Origin of the sequence: Metapseudomonas resinovorans DSM 21078, assembly GCF_000423545.1 — a bacterium.
GTDB classification, from domain to species: Bacteria; Pseudomonadota; Gammaproteobacteria; order Pseudomonadales; family Pseudomonadaceae; genus Metapseudomonas; species Metapseudomonas resinovorans.
This window is the reverse complement of sequence record NZ_AUIE01000037.1, coordinates 15,257-31,501: the sequence shown is the minus strand read 5'-3', so window position 1 is coordinate 31,501 and position 16,245 is coordinate 15,257. Positions and strand designations below refer to the sequence as shown.

The 16,245-nt window shown below is 65.6% G+C and carries 16 protein-coding genes; 6 read left to right on the top strand and 10 right to left on the bottom strand.

What is annotated here, in order from left to right; all coding sequences use genetic code 11:
* Positions 1-17: 17 nt before the first annotated feature.
* The 3 genes from mmsB to G559_RS0121365 all read right to left on the bottom strand — a co-directional run bounded on the left by mmsB (position 18) and on the right by G559_RS0121365 (position 4,335).
* Positions 18-908, bottom strand: coding sequence for a 3-hydroxyisobutyrate dehydrogenase (mmsB, locus tag G559_RS0121375; RefSeq protein WP_028630202.1), 891 nt, complete (start codon positions 906-908; stop codon positions 18-20).
* Between the two features lie 116 nt (positions 909-1,024).
* Positions 1,025-2,536, bottom strand: coding sequence for a CoA-acylating methylmalonate-semialdehyde dehydrogenase (locus tag G559_RS0121370; RefSeq protein WP_028630201.1), 1,512 nt, complete (start codon positions 2,534-2,536; stop codon positions 1,025-1,027).
* An 83-nt stretch (positions 2,537-2,619) separates the two neighbouring features.
* Positions 2,620-4,335, bottom strand: a complete 1,716-nt coding sequence (locus tag G559_RS0121365) for an AMP-binding protein (RefSeq protein ID WP_028630200.1) — start codon at positions 4,333-4,335, stop codon at positions 2,620-2,622.
* 118 nt (positions 4,336-4,453) lie between these two features.
* Between G559_RS0121365 and G559_RS0121360 the strand changes: the two genes are divergently transcribed.
* The gene (locus tag G559_RS0121360) at positions 4,454-5,404 is read left to right on the top strand and encodes a LysR family transcriptional regulator (protein ID WP_028630199.1); all 951 of its coding nucleotides are present in this window, start codon (positions 4,454-4,456) and stop codon (positions 5,402-5,404) included.
* A gap of 147 nt (positions 5,405-5,551) precedes the next feature.
* On the opposite strand, the gene G559_RS0121355 is transcribed toward G559_RS0121360, so the two are convergent.
* The gene (locus G559_RS0121355) at positions 5,552-6,145 is read right to left on the bottom strand and encodes a TetR/AcrR family transcriptional regulator (RefSeq protein ID WP_028630198.1); all 594 of its coding nucleotides are present in this window, start codon (positions 6,143-6,145) and stop codon (positions 5,552-5,554) included.
* A 216-nt stretch (positions 6,146-6,361) separates the two neighbouring features.
* Between G559_RS0121355 and G559_RS0121350 the strand changes: the two genes are divergently transcribed.
* Together G559_RS0121350 and G559_RS0121345 are read left to right on the top strand one after the other, a co-directional pair.
* Positions 6,362-6,763: an MbcA/ParS/Xre antitoxin family protein gene (locus G559_RS0121350; protein ID WP_028630197.1), complete on the top strand. Its 402-nt coding sequence runs from the start codon at positions 6,362-6,364 to the stop codon at positions 6,761-6,763.
* Complete coding sequence (locus G559_RS0121345) at positions 6,763-7,449, top strand: RES family NAD+ phosphorylase (RefSeq protein WP_028630196.1); 687 nt, start codon at positions 6,763-6,765, stop codon at positions 7,447-7,449. Before G559_RS0121350 ends, G559_RS0121345 begins: the two co-directional genes overlap by 1 nt.
* On the opposite strand, the gene G559_RS0121340 is transcribed toward G559_RS0121345, so the two are convergent.
* Positions 7,446-8,585, bottom strand: coding sequence for a carboxylate-amine ligase (locus G559_RS0121340; RefSeq protein WP_028630195.1), 1,140 nt, complete (start codon positions 8,583-8,585; stop codon positions 7,446-7,448). The genes G559_RS0121345 and G559_RS0121340 overlap by 4 nt on opposite strands.
* Positions 8,586-8,836: 251 nt before the next feature.
* Between G559_RS0121340 and G559_RS0121335 the strand changes: the two genes are divergently transcribed.
* Positions 8,837-9,022, top strand: a complete 186-nt coding sequence (locus tag G559_RS0121335) for a hypothetical protein (RefSeq protein WP_028630194.1) — start codon at positions 8,837-8,839, stop codon at positions 9,020-9,022.
* Positions 9,022-9,309, top strand: a complete 288-nt coding sequence (locus G559_RS0121330; protein WP_028630193.1) for a hypothetical protein — start codon at positions 9,022-9,024, stop codon at positions 9,307-9,309. Before G559_RS0121335 ends, G559_RS0121330 begins: the two co-directional genes overlap by 1 nt.
* 237 nt (positions 9,310-9,546) lie before the next feature.
* Here the strand turns inward: G559_RS0121330 and G559_RS0121325 are convergent, their stop codons facing one another.
* From G559_RS0121325 to G559_RS0121305, 5 genes are all read right to left on the bottom strand, one after another.
* Entirely contained in the window at positions 9,547-11,001 is a 1,455-nt protein-coding gene (locus tag G559_RS0121325) for an amidase (RefSeq protein WP_028630192.1), read from the bottom strand.
* A 63-nt stretch (positions 11,002-11,064) separates the two neighbouring features.
* On the bottom strand, positions 11,065-12,099 hold the full coding sequence (locus G559_RS0121320) for an ABC transporter substrate-binding protein (protein ID WP_028630191.1): 1,035 nt from the start codon (positions 12,097-12,099) through the stop codon (positions 11,065-11,067).
* Positions 12,100-12,115: 16 nt separating this feature from the next.
* On the bottom strand, positions 12,116-12,922 hold the full coding sequence (locus G559_RS0121315) for an ABC transporter permease (RefSeq protein WP_028630190.1): 807 nt from the start codon (positions 12,920-12,922) through the stop codon (positions 12,116-12,118).
* Complete coding sequence (locus G559_RS0121310; protein ID WP_028630189.1) at positions 12,922-13,848, bottom strand: ABC transporter permease; 927 nt, start codon at positions 13,846-13,848, stop codon at positions 12,922-12,924. Before G559_RS0121310 ends, G559_RS0121315 begins: the two co-directional genes overlap by 1 nt.
* Positions 13,849-13,876: 28 nt before the next feature.
* Positions 13,877-14,998, bottom strand: coding sequence for an ABC transporter ATP-binding protein (locus tag G559_RS0121305; protein WP_028630188.1), 1,122 nt, complete (start codon positions 14,996-14,998; stop codon positions 13,877-13,879).
* Between the two features lie 245 nt (positions 14,999-15,243).
* Here G559_RS0121305 and G559_RS0121300 point away from each other — a divergent pair, with 245 nt between their 5' ends.
* Positions 15,244-16,164: a LysR substrate-binding domain-containing protein gene (locus G559_RS0121300; protein WP_028630187.1), complete on the top strand. Its 921-nt coding sequence runs from the start codon at positions 15,244-15,246 to the stop codon at positions 16,162-16,164.
* Positions 16,165-16,245: the final 81 nt, after the last annotated feature.

Here is a 16,245-nt window from a genome sequence, read left to right as displayed (position 1 = left end):
TGCTCCCGGACGGCTGGTCAGCCGTCCTGCCGGTAGAGTTTGATGATGGCGGAAAAGTCCAGGCCGCCGTGGCCCTGCAGGCTGAAGCTCTGGTAGAGCTGCTGCGCCAGCGCGCCGAGGATCACCGGCTGGCGCGCCTGGCGTGCGGCTTCGGTGGCCAGGCCGAGGTCCTTGAGCATCAGGTCGCTGCCGAAGCCGCCGCTGTAGCCGCGCGAGGCAGGGGCGTTTTCCAGCACGCCGGGGAAGGGGTTGTTGATTTCCGAGCTCCAGCAGCGGCCGCTGGAGGTGTTGAGGATGCCGGCCAGCACCTTGGCGTCCATACCCAGGGACACGCCCAGGGACATGGCTTCGGCGACGCCGATCATGGAGATGCCCAGCAGCATGTTGTTGGCCACCTTGGCCACCTGGCCGTTGCCGGTGTCACCGCAGTGGACGATGTTGCGGCCCATGGCGCAGAGCACCGGATGGGCGCGGTCGAAGTCCGCCGCTTCGCCACCGACCATGAAGGTCAGGGTGCCGGCCGCCGCGCCACCGGTGCCGCCGGAAACCGGCGCATCGAGCATGGGGTTGCCCTGCTTGCGGGCGGCGGCGGCCACTTCGCGGGCGCTGTGCGGATCGATGGTGGAGCTGTCGATCAGCAGCACGCCCTTGGCCACATTGGCCAGCAGGCCGTCTTCGCCGAGGTAGACAGTTTTCACGTGCTGCGCTGCCGGCAGCATGGTGATGATCACGTCGACGCCCGCGCGGGCCACGGCGGCGGGGGAGTCAACGGCGCGGGCGCCGGCCTCCACCAGTTGCGCCACCGCCAGTTGCGACAGGTCGAAGACGTGCAGCCGGTGACCGGCCTTTGCCAGGTTGAGGGCCATGGGGCCGCCCATGTTGCCGAGTCCGATGAAGCCGATATTCATAGTCCGTTCTCGCTTGCAGGTTTTATGGGTTGGTTCGAGCTGCGCGTGGCCCAACGACCCCGGTGTTCGGGAACGTTGGGTTTCGCTTCGCTCTACGCCAACCGACGGGGCGGTGGTTATTTGAGGGTGATGGTGGTGTTGACCGCGCCGCCCACTTCGTCTTCGTCGAACCAGCGCGAGGTTACGGTCTTGGTCTGGGTGTAGAACTGCACCACTTGCTTGCCGTAGGGGCCGAGGTCGCCGAGCTTGGAGGCGCGGGAGCCGGTGAAGGAGAACAGCGGGACCGGTACCGGGATCGGCACGTTGATGCCCACCTGGCCGACATCGATCTCTTCCTGGAAGTGCCGCGCGGCGGCGCCGGAGCGGGTGAAGAGGGCGGTGCCGTTACCGTTCGGGTTGGCATTGATGAAGGCGATGGCCTCGTCCAGGCTGGCGGCGTTCACCACGCAGAGCACCGGCCCGAAGATCTCGTCGCGATAGATGCTCATCTCCGGGGTGACGCCGGCGAAGATGGTCGGGCCGACGAAGTTGCCGCTGGCGTAGCCGGTCACCTGCGGGTTGCGGCCGTCGAGTACCAACTGCGCGCCTTCCCGCTCGCCCGCAGCGATCAGGCTGCTGACGCGGTCCAGTGCGGCGCAGGAGACCACCGGGCCGACATCCGTACCCGGCTCGACACCGGCACCGATCTTCAGGCTCCTGGCTTTTTCCACCAGGTCCGGCAGCCAGGTCTGTGCCTCGCCGACCAGGATCACCACCGAGAGCGCCATGCAGCGCTGGCCCGCCGCGCCGAAGGCCGCGCCGGCGAGGTTGTTGAGGGTCTGCTGCTTGTGGGCGTCGGGCAGGATGATGGCGTGGTTCTTGGCGCCCATCATGCACTGGGCGCGTTTGCCGTTGGCGGTGGCGCGGTTGTAGACGTGGGTGCCCACCTTGGTCGAGCCGACGAAGGATACGGCCTTGATGTCCGGGTGGTCGCAGAGCAGGTTCACCGCGTCGACGCCGCCGTGGATGACGTTGAGCACGCCGGCCGGAATCCCGGCTTCGATGGCCAGTTCGGCCAGGCGCATGGTCACCATCGGGTCCTGCTCGGACGGCTTGAGGACGAAGGTGTTACCGGTGGCGATGGCCATGGGGAACATCCACAGCGGAATCATCGCCGGGAAGTTGAAGGGGGTAATGCCGGCACACACGCCCAGGGGCTGGTTGAGGGTGTAGGTGTCCACGCCGTTTGCGACGTTGTTGGCCAGTTCGCCCATCTGCAGGGTGCCGATGTTGGCGGCGTGCTCCACGACTTCCAGGCCACGGAAGATGTCGCCCTCGGCGTCCGGCAGGGTCTTGCCCTGTTCGGCGGTGAGCAGGGCGGCCAGCTCCTTCATGTTCTCGCGGATCAGTTGCTGGTACTTGAGGAAGATGCGCGCGCGGGCGCCGATGGGGGTCTTGCGCCAGGTCTTGAAGGCTTCCCTGGCGCTGGCCACGGCGGCGTTCATTTCGTCTTCAGTGGCGAAGGGCACGCGGGCCAGGACTTCCTGGGTCGCCGGGTTGACCACATCGCGCCATTGGCTGGTGCGGGACTCGACCAGCTTGCCGTCGATCAGCAATTTGACGGTGGGGATGGCGGTGTTCTGGCTCATGGTTCCTATCCTGTCGTGAGTGAATCGTCAGGGCGAGGTCGCCCGTGGGGCCGATGGTTCGGCCCCGGTGAATGGGGTGGGGGTCAGCGAGCGGTCTCGGTCCGCAGGGCCGGGAAGTCTTCCTCGAAGAACTCCAGCTCGGCTCGCGTGTGGTCCTGGCGGCGCTGCAGTTCGATGCGGCGCAGCTCGACGCGGCGGATCTTTCCGGAGATGGTCTTGGGCAGTTCGCTGACAAACTCCAGGCGGCGCACCCGCTTGTAGGGCGCCAGGTGTTCGCGGGCGAAGGCGAGGATCGCCTCGGCCAGGGCGGGGCTGGGAACATGGCCCGGCGCAAGGATGAGGAAAGCCTTGGGCACGGCCAGGCGCACCGGGTCCGGGCTTGGCACGATGGCGACTTCCATGACGGCGTCATGCTCGATCAGGGCGCTTTCCAGCTCGAAGGGGCTGATGCGGTAGTCCGAGGACTTGAACACGTCATCGGCGCGGCCGACGAAGGTGATGTAGCCCTCGGCATCGCGGGCGGCGGTGTCGCCGGTGCGGTAGTGGCCGCCACGGGTGACTTCGGCGGTTTTCTCCGGACTGTCTTCGTAGCAGGTCATCAGGCCCAGCGGGCGCGGGTCGAACTGCAGCGCCACTTCACCTTCCTCACGCGGGTTGCCGTCGGCATCCAGCAGCACCACGCGGTAGCCGGGCAGCGGGCGTCCCATGGAACCGACCTTGAGTGGCTGGCCGGGGGTGTTGCCGATCAGCGCGGTGGTTTCCGACTGGCCGAAGCCGTCACGCAGGGGCAGGCCCCAGGCTTGCCGGATGTGTTCGATGATCTCCGGGTTCATCGGTTCACCGGCGCCCACCAGCTCTCGCAGGCTGAGGCGCGAGCGGTAGGCGGCGAGGTCTTCCTGCACCAGCATGCGCCACACGGTGGGCGGTGCGCAGAGGCTGGTGACGCTGTGGCTGGCCAGGGTTTCCAGCAGGCCGCGGGCGGAGAAGCGCGGGACGTCATAGATGAATACGCAGGCACCGGCGTTCCAGGGGGCGAAGAAGCAGCTCCAGGCGTGCTTGGCCCAGCCGGGGGAGGAAATGTTCAGGTGGACGTCGCCGGGCTGCAGGCCGATCCAGTAGAGGGTGGAGAGGTGGCCCACCGGGTAGCTCTGGTGGCTGTGCAGCACCAGCTTGGGCTTGGAGGTGGTGCCGGAGGTGAAGTAGAGCAGCAGCGGGTCGGTGGCGAGGGTGGGGCCTTCGGCCTCGAATTCGCCGGAGCAGGCGAGGGCGCCGGCGTGGCTGATCCAGCCCGGTACCGGCTCGCCGACGCAGAGGCGGGTGTAGTCACCGGCCAGTCCGTCGAATTTCTGCACGTTGGCGCTGCCGGCGATCACATGGCTGACCCGGCCCCGGTCGAGGCGGTCGCGCAGGTCTTCCGGGGTGAGCAGGGCGGTGGCGGGGATGACCACGGCGCCGATCTTGAAGGCGGCCAGCATGATCTCCCAGAGCGCGACCTCGTTGCCGAGCATCAGCAGGATGCGCTCGCCGCGTTGCACGCCGAGCTGGCGCAGGTGGTTGGCGACGCGGTTGGAGCGGGTCGACAGGTCCTGGAAGCTGTAGCGCTGCTCGCGACCCTGGTCGCCGACTATCCAGAGCGCCGGGGCGTCGTTGCCCTTGGCCATCACATCGAAGTAGTCCAGCGCCCAGTTGAATTCCTTGAGCTCCGGCCATCTGAACTCGCGCACGGCGGTGTCGTAGTCGGTGCGATGGGCCAACAGGAAGTCGCGGGCGGTGACGAAGGGATGCCGGTTGTCGCTCATGGTCGCCTTTCCTTTGTTGTTGTCTGGCGGGCTGGCCCTGGAAGCTGGCCAAGGTGCGTTGGACCGAGTATAGGTAGGCACAAATACGCCTTGGAATAGCCAAAAAAGCCGGTTCGATATGCAAAAAAATCCTACCCTGGTCGGGCGCCTGAACTGGGACGACCTCAAGTACTTCCTCGAAGTGGCGCGCGCCCGTACCGCCAGCACCGCGGCCCGGCGCCTGGACGTGGACTACACCACGGTTTCGCGGCGCATCCGTGCCCTGGAGCAGGGCATGGGCGCGCTGTTGTTCGAGAAATCACGCAATGCCGGGTTCGTCCTGACACCCGAGGGGCAGCGCCTGCTGAGCTATGCCGAGTCGCTGGAGAGCACCCTGCAGGCCGCCTGCGAGCAGGTTTCGGGCACCAGCCTGGCGCTGTCCGGGCATCTGCGCATCGGTTCCACCGAAGGTTTCGGCTCGTACTTCGTCACTGCACAGATGAGCCGCTTCCAGGACCGCTACCCGCACATTTCGGTGGACATCCTGCCGGTGCCGCACTTCATCAGCCTGTCGCGCCGCGACGCGGACATCGCCATTGCCCTGGAGCGCCCGGAGCGGGGGCCTTACGTCTGCTCGCGGCTGTGTGACTACCGGCTGCGGCTATACGCGACGCCCGAATACCTGGAGCGCCAGGGGCCGATCGAACGCCGCGAGGACCTGGCCGGGCGGGCGTTCGTCACCTACGTCGATGACCTGGCGTTCAGCCCGGAGCTGCTCTATCTGGAGGACGTGATCCCCGGCGCGGTCAGCCATCTGCGCAGCACCAGCGTGATCGCCCAGTACCACGCGGCGCTGCAGGGCCGGGCGATGGCCATCCTGCCGTGCTTCATCGCCGGGCCCGACCCGCGGCTGGTGGAAGTGCTGCCAGGGCAGGTGGAAGTCACGCGGCAGTTCTGGATGTACTACCGCGAGGACCTGCGCAAGCTGAAACGCATCGCCCTGGCGGCCGAGTACCTGCGCGAAAGCGCCGAGTACAACCGGGCGTTCCTGCTGGGGGAGAGCAAGGAGATGCGGTTTCTTCCGGCCTGACGCACAGTGCGAAATCGCTAGCAAGCTAGCTCCTACAAGGGATTCCAGGACCTTCAGCACTTTACGCAGACATAGCCATTTCAATCGCCATGCAGCCCGAAGGGCTGCCCAGTCGGTAGCCCGGCTGTTTGCGACGGTGCTCCCGCCTCAGGGCAGGCGCATGGCACCGCGCACGCTGCCCAGTACCATCCGCTTCATCAACTCCAGCCCTTGTTCCGCCGGCAGGCCGCTGGCATCCAGCCAGGCCGGCAATTGGTTGAGCAGGGACACGATGCTGGCCACGGCACCGCGTCCGGCGACATCCAGGGGCTGGCCGACCAGTTGCTGCAAGGGCTCCAGCAGGGCGGCTTCATAGGCCTGGCGCAGCGCGCGGGCCTGTTCCAGGCGCTCGCCGGAGAGGCAGCGGGCTTCAAGCTCGGCCAGGCGGAAGTGCAGGCCCATGGGCTGATGCAGGGCGAGGTGGGCGTCGATCAGCGCGGCCAGGCACTTGGCTGGGTCGCGGTGTCGGCGGGTGGCCAGGGCAGCATTGTCCAGCAACTGCTCGTAGAGCTCTTCGATGAACTCGAACAGCAGGGCTTCCTTGCTTTCCACGTGGTGGTAGATGGAGCCGGCCTTGATGCCCAGCTGTGCCGCCAGGTCGCGCATGCTCACCTGGCCGTAGCCCTGCTCGGCGAACAGGGCCAGTGCCAGGTGACGGTTCTCCAGGTAACGGGAGCGGCGGGCGGTGGTGGCGTCGAGCATGGCGGTGGCCCTCGCGAATGGCGTGCGCCGGCACTCTAGCCAGCGTGGACGGCGGGGCCTAGGTCCTGAGCGCTCCGCTACATTGGCGTTTTTTTCCATTGATCGCACATGAAGGCCGTCAGCAGGACAAAAGTGACTACGCATACGAACTGAATACTTGAAATAGTTCGGATCAGGAGTAGAGTTGAAAGCATAGTCATTCACCCAGGAGACGCCATGAGCAGCCCTGCCCGCCATGTCATTCCAGACCTCCAGAGCGGCGAAGCCGGCCGCGTGGCCCTGAAGTTCTTCTTCAACCTGATGGACAAGTGGGGTTGCTCCAAGGAGCAGCAGCGCACCTTGCTCGGCTCCATCGGCAACACCACCTATTTCAGCTACAAGAAGCTGCCCAGCGTGCGCCTGCCGCACGACACGCTGGAGCGGATCTCCTACCTGATGGGCATCCACAAGTCCCTGCGTATCCTCTTCAGCAACCAGGAAGCGCGTGCCTACGAATGGGTGCACAAGCCCAACAGCGCGGCACCCTTCAACGGCCGCAGCGCCCTGCAGTACATGCTCGGTGGCCAGGTGGTGGATGTGGCCGATGTGCGCCGTTACCTCGATGGAGTGCGAGGCTGATGACCGAGGAGTTGCTGGTGGAACGGATTCCCGAGTGGAGCAAGGCCTATCGCCTGGTCAACAGCGCCTTCCCGCCCATTTCCGTATTCGAAGACACCCTCGATCCCGATGAGCTGGAGCTGGCCTACGCCATCGAGGCCATGACCAACGACCGCCTGCGCGACCAGGTGGGGGAGATTTCCCGCGTTGCCCCCGAAGACCGTGTCAGTGGCAGCGGCTCCACCGTGGTGATGGCCGTATTCACCCATATCGGTCGCGCCAGCCGCTTTACCGACGGCAGCTTCGGCGTCTACTACTGTGCAAGCTCCCTCGACGCGGCCATCGCCGAAACCCGTTACCACCAGGAGCACTTCTGGCGTGCCACCCGGGAGGCGAGCATCGAAATCACGCTACGGGCCTATGTGAACAAGGTGGTCAGCCCGATGCTCGATGTGCGCGACCGGGTCGAGCTGCATGACCCGGACATGGCCAGTTACGGCACCAGCCAGGCCTTCGGCGGGCTTCACCGCAATGCCGGCAAGTGGGGGCTGCTGTACAACAGCGTGCGCCTGCCCGGCCACGAGTGCGTGGCGGCCTTCCGCCCGCCTGCGGTCAGCCTGCCGGTGCAGGGCGCGCACTTCCGCTATATCTGGGACGGCCGCACACAGAGCATTTCCTGTGTCTTGAAGGTCAGCCCGGTCGGCTAGCCACCAGTGGTTTCGGCAATCAGCTCGTCGATGACCGCCACCAGCGCCTGCTGCCGGGGCAGGCCGGACTGCAGGGCTTCCCGGTAGCGCAGTAGCTGCCGGTCGGCGCTACTGCCGTAACGCAGCACATGCCGGCCACGGACGAAGGCCTGGTCATCGCCCTCGGACTCGGCGAGTTCGCCAAAGCAGGCGTACGCCCTTGCCAGCCAGGCCCCGGCGGAGAGGCTGGCCTCGCCCGAGCCGTCGAGGTACATGCCGTGGATGCCGAAGCGCATGGCGCGCCAGTGGTTCTCCTTCAGGACCAGGCGTTGCAGGGGGGCGTCTTGCAGGTCGCCGTCGTCCTGGACCATGGCCCAACTGACCAGGGCGCGGAACAGGGCGACGATGCACAGGGCGTCTTCCACCGAGGGGCAGGCATCGGCCGCGAGGAGTTCCAGGGTGGGAAAGCGCGGCGACGGGCGAATGCACCAGGCCAGGTCGCCTTCGCGGCGTATCGACCCCGAGGCCATCAGCCACTGCAGATAGGCGTTGAAGGCAGGCTCGTCGGGGAAGTGCTCGGGAATGCCCTTGTGCGGCCACTCGGCGCACACTGCCTGGCGGTAGCTCATCAACCCGGTTGGGCGGCCGTTCCATAAAGGCGATGAGGTGCTCAGCGCCAACAGCAGCGGAAGCCAGCCCAGTACCCGGTTCATCACCTGGATGCGGTCGATCTCCAGCGGCACCACCACGTGCACGCGCATGCCGCAGACCAGGCTGCGGTGAGCGATCATCCGCTGGTCTTCGAAGAGCGGTTGGTAGTGCGGGTCATCCGACGGCACCTGCACATGCCAGTCGGCGAAGGGGTGGGAGCCTGCACAGAGTGGCGCCAGCTGATGCTCCCTGGCGATGGCAGCCAGGCGCGTACGTTTCTCCAGCAGGCAAGCGCGGGCCTCATTGATTTCCAGCAGGGTCGGTTGGGCCATGTCCAGGCACACCACGCTCTGGAACATTTCCTGGCTGAAGCCTTCCCTGAACGCGTCCCGTGCCGCCTCGAGAAATCCATCCGGCAGTTGCGTTGGCAGGTTGCGGCTGCGTGTGTCGACCAGGAAAAAGCTTTCCTCGACGCCGAACACGGGTGCTAAAGGATCGTTGGGCATGCGGGCCGCCTCGAACTTGCCTTATGGCAAGTGACGTACCCGCTGAGGCAGGTTTCAAGGACCGTTTGTCTGCAAAGGCTCTGCAACGGGGTTGTCATTGTGTTGGAGGAAGCTTTCCGATGAATAGCCGCCCAATGACATTTACGTGGCGAGTTTCCCTGCTAGGTTTTTCAGTCCGGCCACTCGATTGGTGGGGAGGACTGAGAATGAATAATTTGATGCTTCGCCAGGTTGAGGACACCTTGAACAAAATGAGCGTCACCTTTCAGTTCGAGTGCTTGTGGGAGCCCGATGGCAGTTGTTCCATCACCCTGCGCAACCAGCACCTCGCCATCCCTCGGACCAAGATCGCCGGCATCAGCCAGCGCGAGCTGCGGGACGAATCCAGCACCCAGCGCCTGGGCCTGGAATTGATGGACCGGCTCCTGGACGACTGATGAAGCGCGCATCCCGTTCGCCGAGGCTGCAGGTCCTGCACCAGCCTTCCGGCAAGAACCCCAGGTCGATCGAGCGTGCCGCCATCTTCATGGTGATCGGCATGTTCATGTTGGGCGTCTACGGCCAGTACGCTGGCCAGGGGCCGGGCAGCGTCGCCCTCAGGAGCAAACCGGCCAAGACACCGGTGTTCGAGTTCCAGCGCCTGAGCGCCAACCCAGCCGAACGAACGGCATCGTCCGGCCAGCGACCGCAGGAAAGCCGTACCGGCCAGGAACAGCGGTTGTAGGGGCGAATTCATTCGCCATGTCTGCGCTAGCTATTGCGAGAGATTTACCATCGGGCCAAGAGCCTTGTAGGAGCTGGCTTGCCAGCGAAACGGGGCCATTCGCTGGCAAGCCAGCTCCTACGGGCAATGCAGACATAGCCAACTCATGCGCCGGCCGAAGAGCTGCCCTTGGGTTTGCGGGGACGCTGCGCATCCCTTGGCGAATGAATTCACCCCTACAAAGAACAGCAGACGCCCTCAAACCACCAGACACCCCGGCAGATGCCGGGTCCAGCCGCTGGCCTGTTCATAGGCATGGGCCAGTTGCAGCACGGCGAGGTCCGCCTGGTGTGGGCCGATGATCTGCAGGCCCATGGGCAGGCCGCGGCTGTCGAAGCCCACCGGCACGTTGGCCGCCGGGCAGCCGGAGAGGGTGGCGGGGATCACCACTTCCATCCAGCGGTGGTAGGTGTCCATAGCGACGCCCGCGATCTCCTTCGGCCAGTGCCGGGTCTTGTCGAAGGGGAAGACCTGGGCGCTGGGCAGCAGCAGGTAGTCGTAGCGTTCGAACAGTTGGCAGATGGCGCGGTACCAGTCGGTGCGAGCGGCGGAGGCGCGGGACACGTCCATGGCCGACAGTCGCAGGCCGTTCTCCACTTCCCAGATCGCTTCCGGCTTGAGTTGCTCGCGCCTGGCCGGGTCGGCGTAATGGCTGCCGAGTGAGCTGGCCACCTGCCAATGGCGCAGGGTGCGCCAGGTGTCCCAGAGCCTGGCCATGGAGTAGTCGGGACGGGCCTCGTCGATCTGGCAGCCGAGGGATTCGAAGTCCTTGAAGGCTGTGCGGCACAGGTCCAGCACGCCGTGCTCCATGGGCAGGTAACCGTCGAAATCACCTAGCCAGCCGAGGCGGGCGCCCTTGAAGTCATGGTCCAGCGCACCGGCGAAGTCCTGGCTGCCTGCGCTGATGGACAGCGGCGAGCGCGCATCGCCCCCGGCCTGTACCGAAAGCAGCAGGGCAACGTCGCGGGTATTGCGACCCATGGGGCCTTCGTAGCCCAACTGGTCGAGGAACAGGTCGGCGGCATCATCGAAGGGCACCCGGCCCTGGGACGGGCGGAAGCCGATGATGTTGTTGAACGCCGCCGGGTTGCGCAGCGAGCCCATCATGTCGCTGCCGTCGGCCACCGGCACCAGGCGCATGGCCAGCGCCGCCGCCGCGCCGCCACTGCTGCCGCCAGCGGTACGGGTCGGGTCGTAGGCGCAGCCGGTGGCGCCGAACAGCGGGTTGTAGGTTTGCGAGCCGAGGCCGAATTCCGGGGTGTTGCTCTTGCCGATGATGATGGCGCCGGCGGCTTTCAGGCGTTCGACCATGATGCCGTCGCGGTCGGGGATGTAGTCCTTGTACAGTGGCGAGCCGAGGGTGGTGCGGATGCCTTGGGTGAGGGAGAGATCCTTCACCGCATGGGGCAGGCCGTGCATCCAGCCCTTGTAGTCGCCACGGGCAAGTTCAGCGTCGCGCTGGTCGGCCTCGGCCAGCAGTCGCTCGGTGGGCTGCAGGCTGACCAGGGCATTCACCCGTGGATTGAAACGTTCGATATGGGCCAGGTAGTCCTGCATCACCTCGCGGCAGGACACCTGGCGCTGGCGGATGTGCAGGGAAAGCTGGTGGGCTGGCAGTTGCACCAGCTCACTGAGGGGTTCGTTCTTGCTCATGATCCTGCCTTGGGCAAACGGCGGGTTGCGGAAGGCCCCGCCCGGTCGGGCGGGGCGGGCGGTTCAGCGCATCAGGTTGGTCCAGACGCGGTCGGCCAGGCGGATGGCGCCTTCGCCACAGGTCTTGCTGAAGAGCACCTTGGTGCCGTCAGGGATGTGCAGTTCCGGGGCATCTTTCAGGCTGGCGTCCAGGTAAGGCTCCACGCCTTTGACCGGGCTCTGGTGCTTGAGGAAGTTCTGCGTCAGTGCGGCGTTTTCCGGCTGGCTGAGGAAGGCGATGAAGCGCTTGGCGCTATCCGGGTTGCGCGCGCCCTTGGGGATCACCAGGTTGTCCACCCAGGCCATTACGCCTTCCTTCGGATAGAGGTAGCGCAGGCTCGGTTTCATTTCGCGAGCGCGCATGGACGAACCGCCCCAGAACAGCGACATGTCGATCTCGCCCGAGGCGAGGTTCTCGCGTATGGAGCCGGCCTTGGAACTGTAAGTCTTCACGAAGGGCTTCTGTGCCTTCAGCAGGTTCAGCACCTGCTGCATCTGCTTGGGGTCTTCGCTGCACAGGGGAATGTCCAGGTAGACGCTGGCGGCGTCGATCACTTCGCTGGCTGAGTCGAACATGTTGATCTTGCCCTGCAGCTCGGCCGGCGGCTGGAAGAGTAGCGCCAGGCTGTCGGTCGGGCCCTTGTAGGTGCCGGTGTCCACCACGACGCTGGTGGTGCCCCAGATGAAGGGCACGGAGTAGGCGCCTTCCGGGTCCCAGGTGGGTTTCTTCAAGTTATCGACGATGCCGGCGTAGTAGGGCTGTTGCACCGGGTCGAAGCGTTCCAGCAGGTTCTCCTGCACCAGGATCGGCACGAACTGGTGAGAGGGGATGGCCACGTCGTAGCCGGTGCCACCCTGCTTGAGCTTGGCCAGCAGGGTTTCGTTGGAGTCGTAGGAGTCCACGGTGACCTTGATGCCGGTTTCCTTCTGGAACTTCTCGAGGATCTGCGGCGAGAAGTAGCCGCTCCAGCTCACCACGTTGAGTTGGCCGTCGGCCTGGGCGGACAGGCTCAGGCCCAGCGCCAGGCCGGCGCCCAGGGTTTTCATCACTGCATTCATGGGTTGGCTCTCCAGTTCAGTGTTTTTTCTTGCCGAGCAGATAGGACAGGGTCACGAACAGCACGGAGACCCCGAGGATCAAGGTGGAAACCGCATTCACGTCGGGCGTCACGCCCATTCGCAGCAGGCCGAAGATGAAGATCGGCAAGGTGGTGGTGCCAGCCTGGGAGACCATCATCGAGATCACGAAGTTATCCAGCGAGACGATGAAGGCCAGCATCAGCCCCGAGACGATGCCCGGCATCAGCAAGGGCAGGGTGACCTTGCGGAAGGTGCGCCACTGGCCGGCATAGAGGTCGGCGGCGGCCTGTTCCAGGGACAGGTCCATGTCGTCGAGCCGGGCACGGATCGGCAGGTAGGCGAAGGGGATGCAGAACACCGTGTGGGCGATGATCAGGTTGCCGTAGCCCAGCGACAGGCCGAGGGTGGAGAACAGCGCCAGGGTGGCGACGCCGACCACGATCTCCGGGAGCACCAGCGGCAGCATGATGGCGCCGATGGACAGGCGCATGCCCTTGAACTTCGCGCCCCGCGAGGTGCCCAGCGCCGCCAGGGTGGCGATGGCGGTGGCCGCCAGGCTGGCGCACACGGCGATCAGCAGGCTGTTGCCGGCGGCCTGGCGCAGCGCCTGGTTGGCGAAGGCGGCGCGGTACCAGTCGAGGCTGAAACCGGTCCAGATGGTGGCCGACTGGTTGGCGTTGAAGGAGAAGATCACCAGCACCAGGATCGGCGCATAGAGGTACAGGTAGAACAGGAAGCTGAAGCTGCCGAAGCCGGGAAACTCCTGGACGCCCAGGCGGCGATTGCTCAACAGGCGCAACATCAGACACCTCCACGAGCGGCGCGCTGGCGCTCGGCACGCAGCGCATAAACGGTCAGGACCAGCATCACCGCGGCCATCAGCACCAGCGACAGGGCCGCGCCGAAGGGCCAGTTACGGGCGTCGCTGAACTGCCGGAAGATCAGGTTGCCGAGCATCATCTTCGTCCCGCCGCCGAGCAGCTCCGGGGCGATCATGGCGCCCAGGCAGGGCACGAAGGTGAGGATGGCGCCGGCGAGAATGCCCGGCCGGGCGATGGGCAGGACGACCTTGCGCAGGGTGCGCACGCGGCCCGCATACAGGTCCTGCGCGGCTTCCAGCAGGCGCATGTCCATCTTCTCCAGGCAGGCGTAGATCGGCAGCACCACGAAGGGCGCGTAGGTGTAGACCAGGCCGAGCAGCACCGCGCCGTCGGTGTAGAGCAGCTCCAGCGGCTGGTCGATCAGGCCCAGGCCCATCAGGCCGGTGTTCACCACGCCGGTGCCACGCAGCAGCAGGATCCAGGCGTAAGTGCGGATCAGCAGGTTGGCCCAGAAGGGCACGGTGATCAGGAAGATCAGCAGGCCACGGCGGTGGGGCGGCTGCATGGACAGCCAGACCGCGACCGGGAAACCCACCAGCAGGGTGATGAGGGTGGTGGCGGCAGCGATGCCCACCGAGCGAAGGGCGATCACCAGGTAGGAGTCGGCGAAGGCCAGGCTGTCGTCAAGTTGGCGCTCGAACAGCAACGACAGGTAGGACTCGGTGCTGAAGACGCGGTTGACCCCGCCGTAGGGGTTGGCCTCCATCAGCGAATAGGCGACCACGATCAGGATCGGCAGGATCAGGAACAGGCCGATGGCGACCAGCGCGGGCGACACGCCGAGGAAGCTCTGCATGGCCTGGCGGCGCGCAAGCATGGCGCCGGGCGCAAGGGATGTCGGGTTCATGGCAGTTGACCGTTGGCAGGTGACGGGTTCAATCCAGCAGTACGCTGGCGCTGTCTGGATCGAGCAGCAGGGCGGCAGCTTCGCCGGGGCGGAAGCGCTGGCCCTGGCCGCCACGGTTCGGCGTACGCACGGTCAGGCGGCTGCCATCGCCGAGGCTGACGTGGTAGTGCAGGTCGGTGCCGAGGTAGACCTGGTTGTCAACGCGGCAGGGAATGGCGCCGCTCTGGGCCGGCTCCACCAGGTGCAGGCGTTCCGGGCGAATCGACAGGCAGACGTCCTGGCCAGGCTTGACGCCTTCGCGGGCGGCGGCGCGGAACGGCTTGCCGCCCGGCCCCTGGTAGATCGCCTGGGTGCCGTCTTCCTGCAGCAGCCGTGCCTCGATGAAGTTGGTTTCGCCGATGAAGTCCGCCACGAAGCGATTGCGTGGCTGCTCGTAGATTTCGTCCGGGCGCCCGACCTGCTGCACCTGGCCTTCGGAGAGCACGGCAATGCGGTCGGACATCGCCAGGGCTTCTTCCTGGTCGTGGGTGACGAAAATGAAGGTGATGCCGGTGCGCGCCTGGATGCTCTTGAGCTCCTCGCGCATGGCCTGGCGCAGCTTGAGGTCAAGGGCCGAAAGCGGTTCGTCCAGCAGCAGGACCTTGGGATGCGGCGCCAGTGCGCGGGCCAGCGCCACGCGCTGTTGCTGGCCGCCGGACAACTGACTCGGGCGGCGTGCGGCGAAGCGTTCCATCTGCACCATCGCGAGCATCTCGCGGACCCGCTCCGCCACCTGGGCGCGGCTCATGCGCTTGCCCATGGGGTGGGACTCCAGGCCAAAGGCGAGGTTCTCCGCGATGGTCATGTGGGGGAACAGGGCGTAGTGCTGGAATACGGTGTTGACCGGCCGCTGGAAGGGCGGCAGGTCGGCGATGTTCTCGCCGTAGAGGAGGATTTCCCCGGCGCTGGGGAACTCGAACCCGGCGATCATCCGCAGCAGGGTGGTCTTGCCGCAGCCGGATGGGCCGAGGAGGGTGAAGAACTCGTTGTCGCGGATATCCAGATCCACGCTCTTCAGGGCTACCGGCCCGTTCTGCGGGTCGCCGTACACCTTGCGTACCGAACGAACCGAGACCGCCGCCGCAGGCAACGGGACATGCACAGCATTCATCACTACTTCTCCTGTTCCCCGTGGTTCGGGCGGCCGCGTATGCTGGCGGACGTTCCGGGCCTCGGGCTTTCGATTGTTGTTCTAGGCAGTCCCGGCAATGCCGGGGCAACAGGGAGTTGATCGGGCGAGGTTGTTGTTCTTCGCGCCTCGGGGCCGATCATCTGGCAGGGGGAGCGGCCTATAAAGCTCAATTTTCTTACATGTGCTATTAAAAAAACTAACATCAGAAAGGTGCCGTGCCGCCCATGTCCATCCGCCGTTTGCCACCCCTCAACGCGGTGCGCGCCTTCGAGGCTGCCGCCCAGCTGGGCAGCTATGTTGCCGCGTCGAAGGCCCTGCATGTCACCCAGCCCGCCATCGGCCGTCATGTGAAGTTGTTGGAGGAATGGCTGGGGGTGCAGCTGTTCAACCGTACGCCGCGCGGCGTCGAGCTTACGCCGGCTGGGCGCCAGTACTACGCGCGCATCAGCTCCGCCCTGGCGCAGATCGCCGATGCCGGCGACGAGGTGGCGAAGAAAGGCGCAGTGCGCTGGCTGAAGATCCTCGCCGTGCCGGCCTTCGCCAAGCGCTGGCTGACGCCCAAGCTGGAAGCCGTCAGCCGCATGCGGCCGGGGCTGAAGATCGTCATCGAACCCAATTCCACCTTCACCGAAGTCGACGGCAAGAGCGCTGACCTCGGCATCGTCTACGGCATGCCGGGGGATTACAGCAGCGCGAGTACGATCCTCATGCAGCCAAGGGTGTTCCCCGTGTGTTCACCGGAATACCTGGCCCGCACCGGGCCGATCGAAGGTGCCGAATACCTCGCCCGCCACGACCTGATCCACTACGACAGCGAATGGTGGAACCTCTGGTTCGCCCGTGTCGGCGTAGAGGTGCAGGTGAGTGCGGACGTGCTTTACGTCAGCAACGACTACGTGCTGTCACTGGCCGAGGGTGGCCGAGGCATCGCCCTGGCCAATGAGGTGCTGGTGCGCCAGGAGCTTGAGAATGGCGTGTTGGTGAAGGCCGTGGATGTGGACGTACCGCTGGAGAGTTACCAACTGCTGACGCCGCCAGGGCCGGTGTCGGCGGATGTGGAGTGGTTCAGCCAGTGGATTTCCGCAGCCTTGCGGGAGGATTTTCCGGAGTCGTTCGCCGGGAATGCGGGGGCGAGCTCCTTGTAGGATGCGGCAGTGCATCAGCAGCGTAGGATGGGGAGAGCCTGCGAAACCCATCGATTACGGTGATGGGTTTCGCTTCGCTCT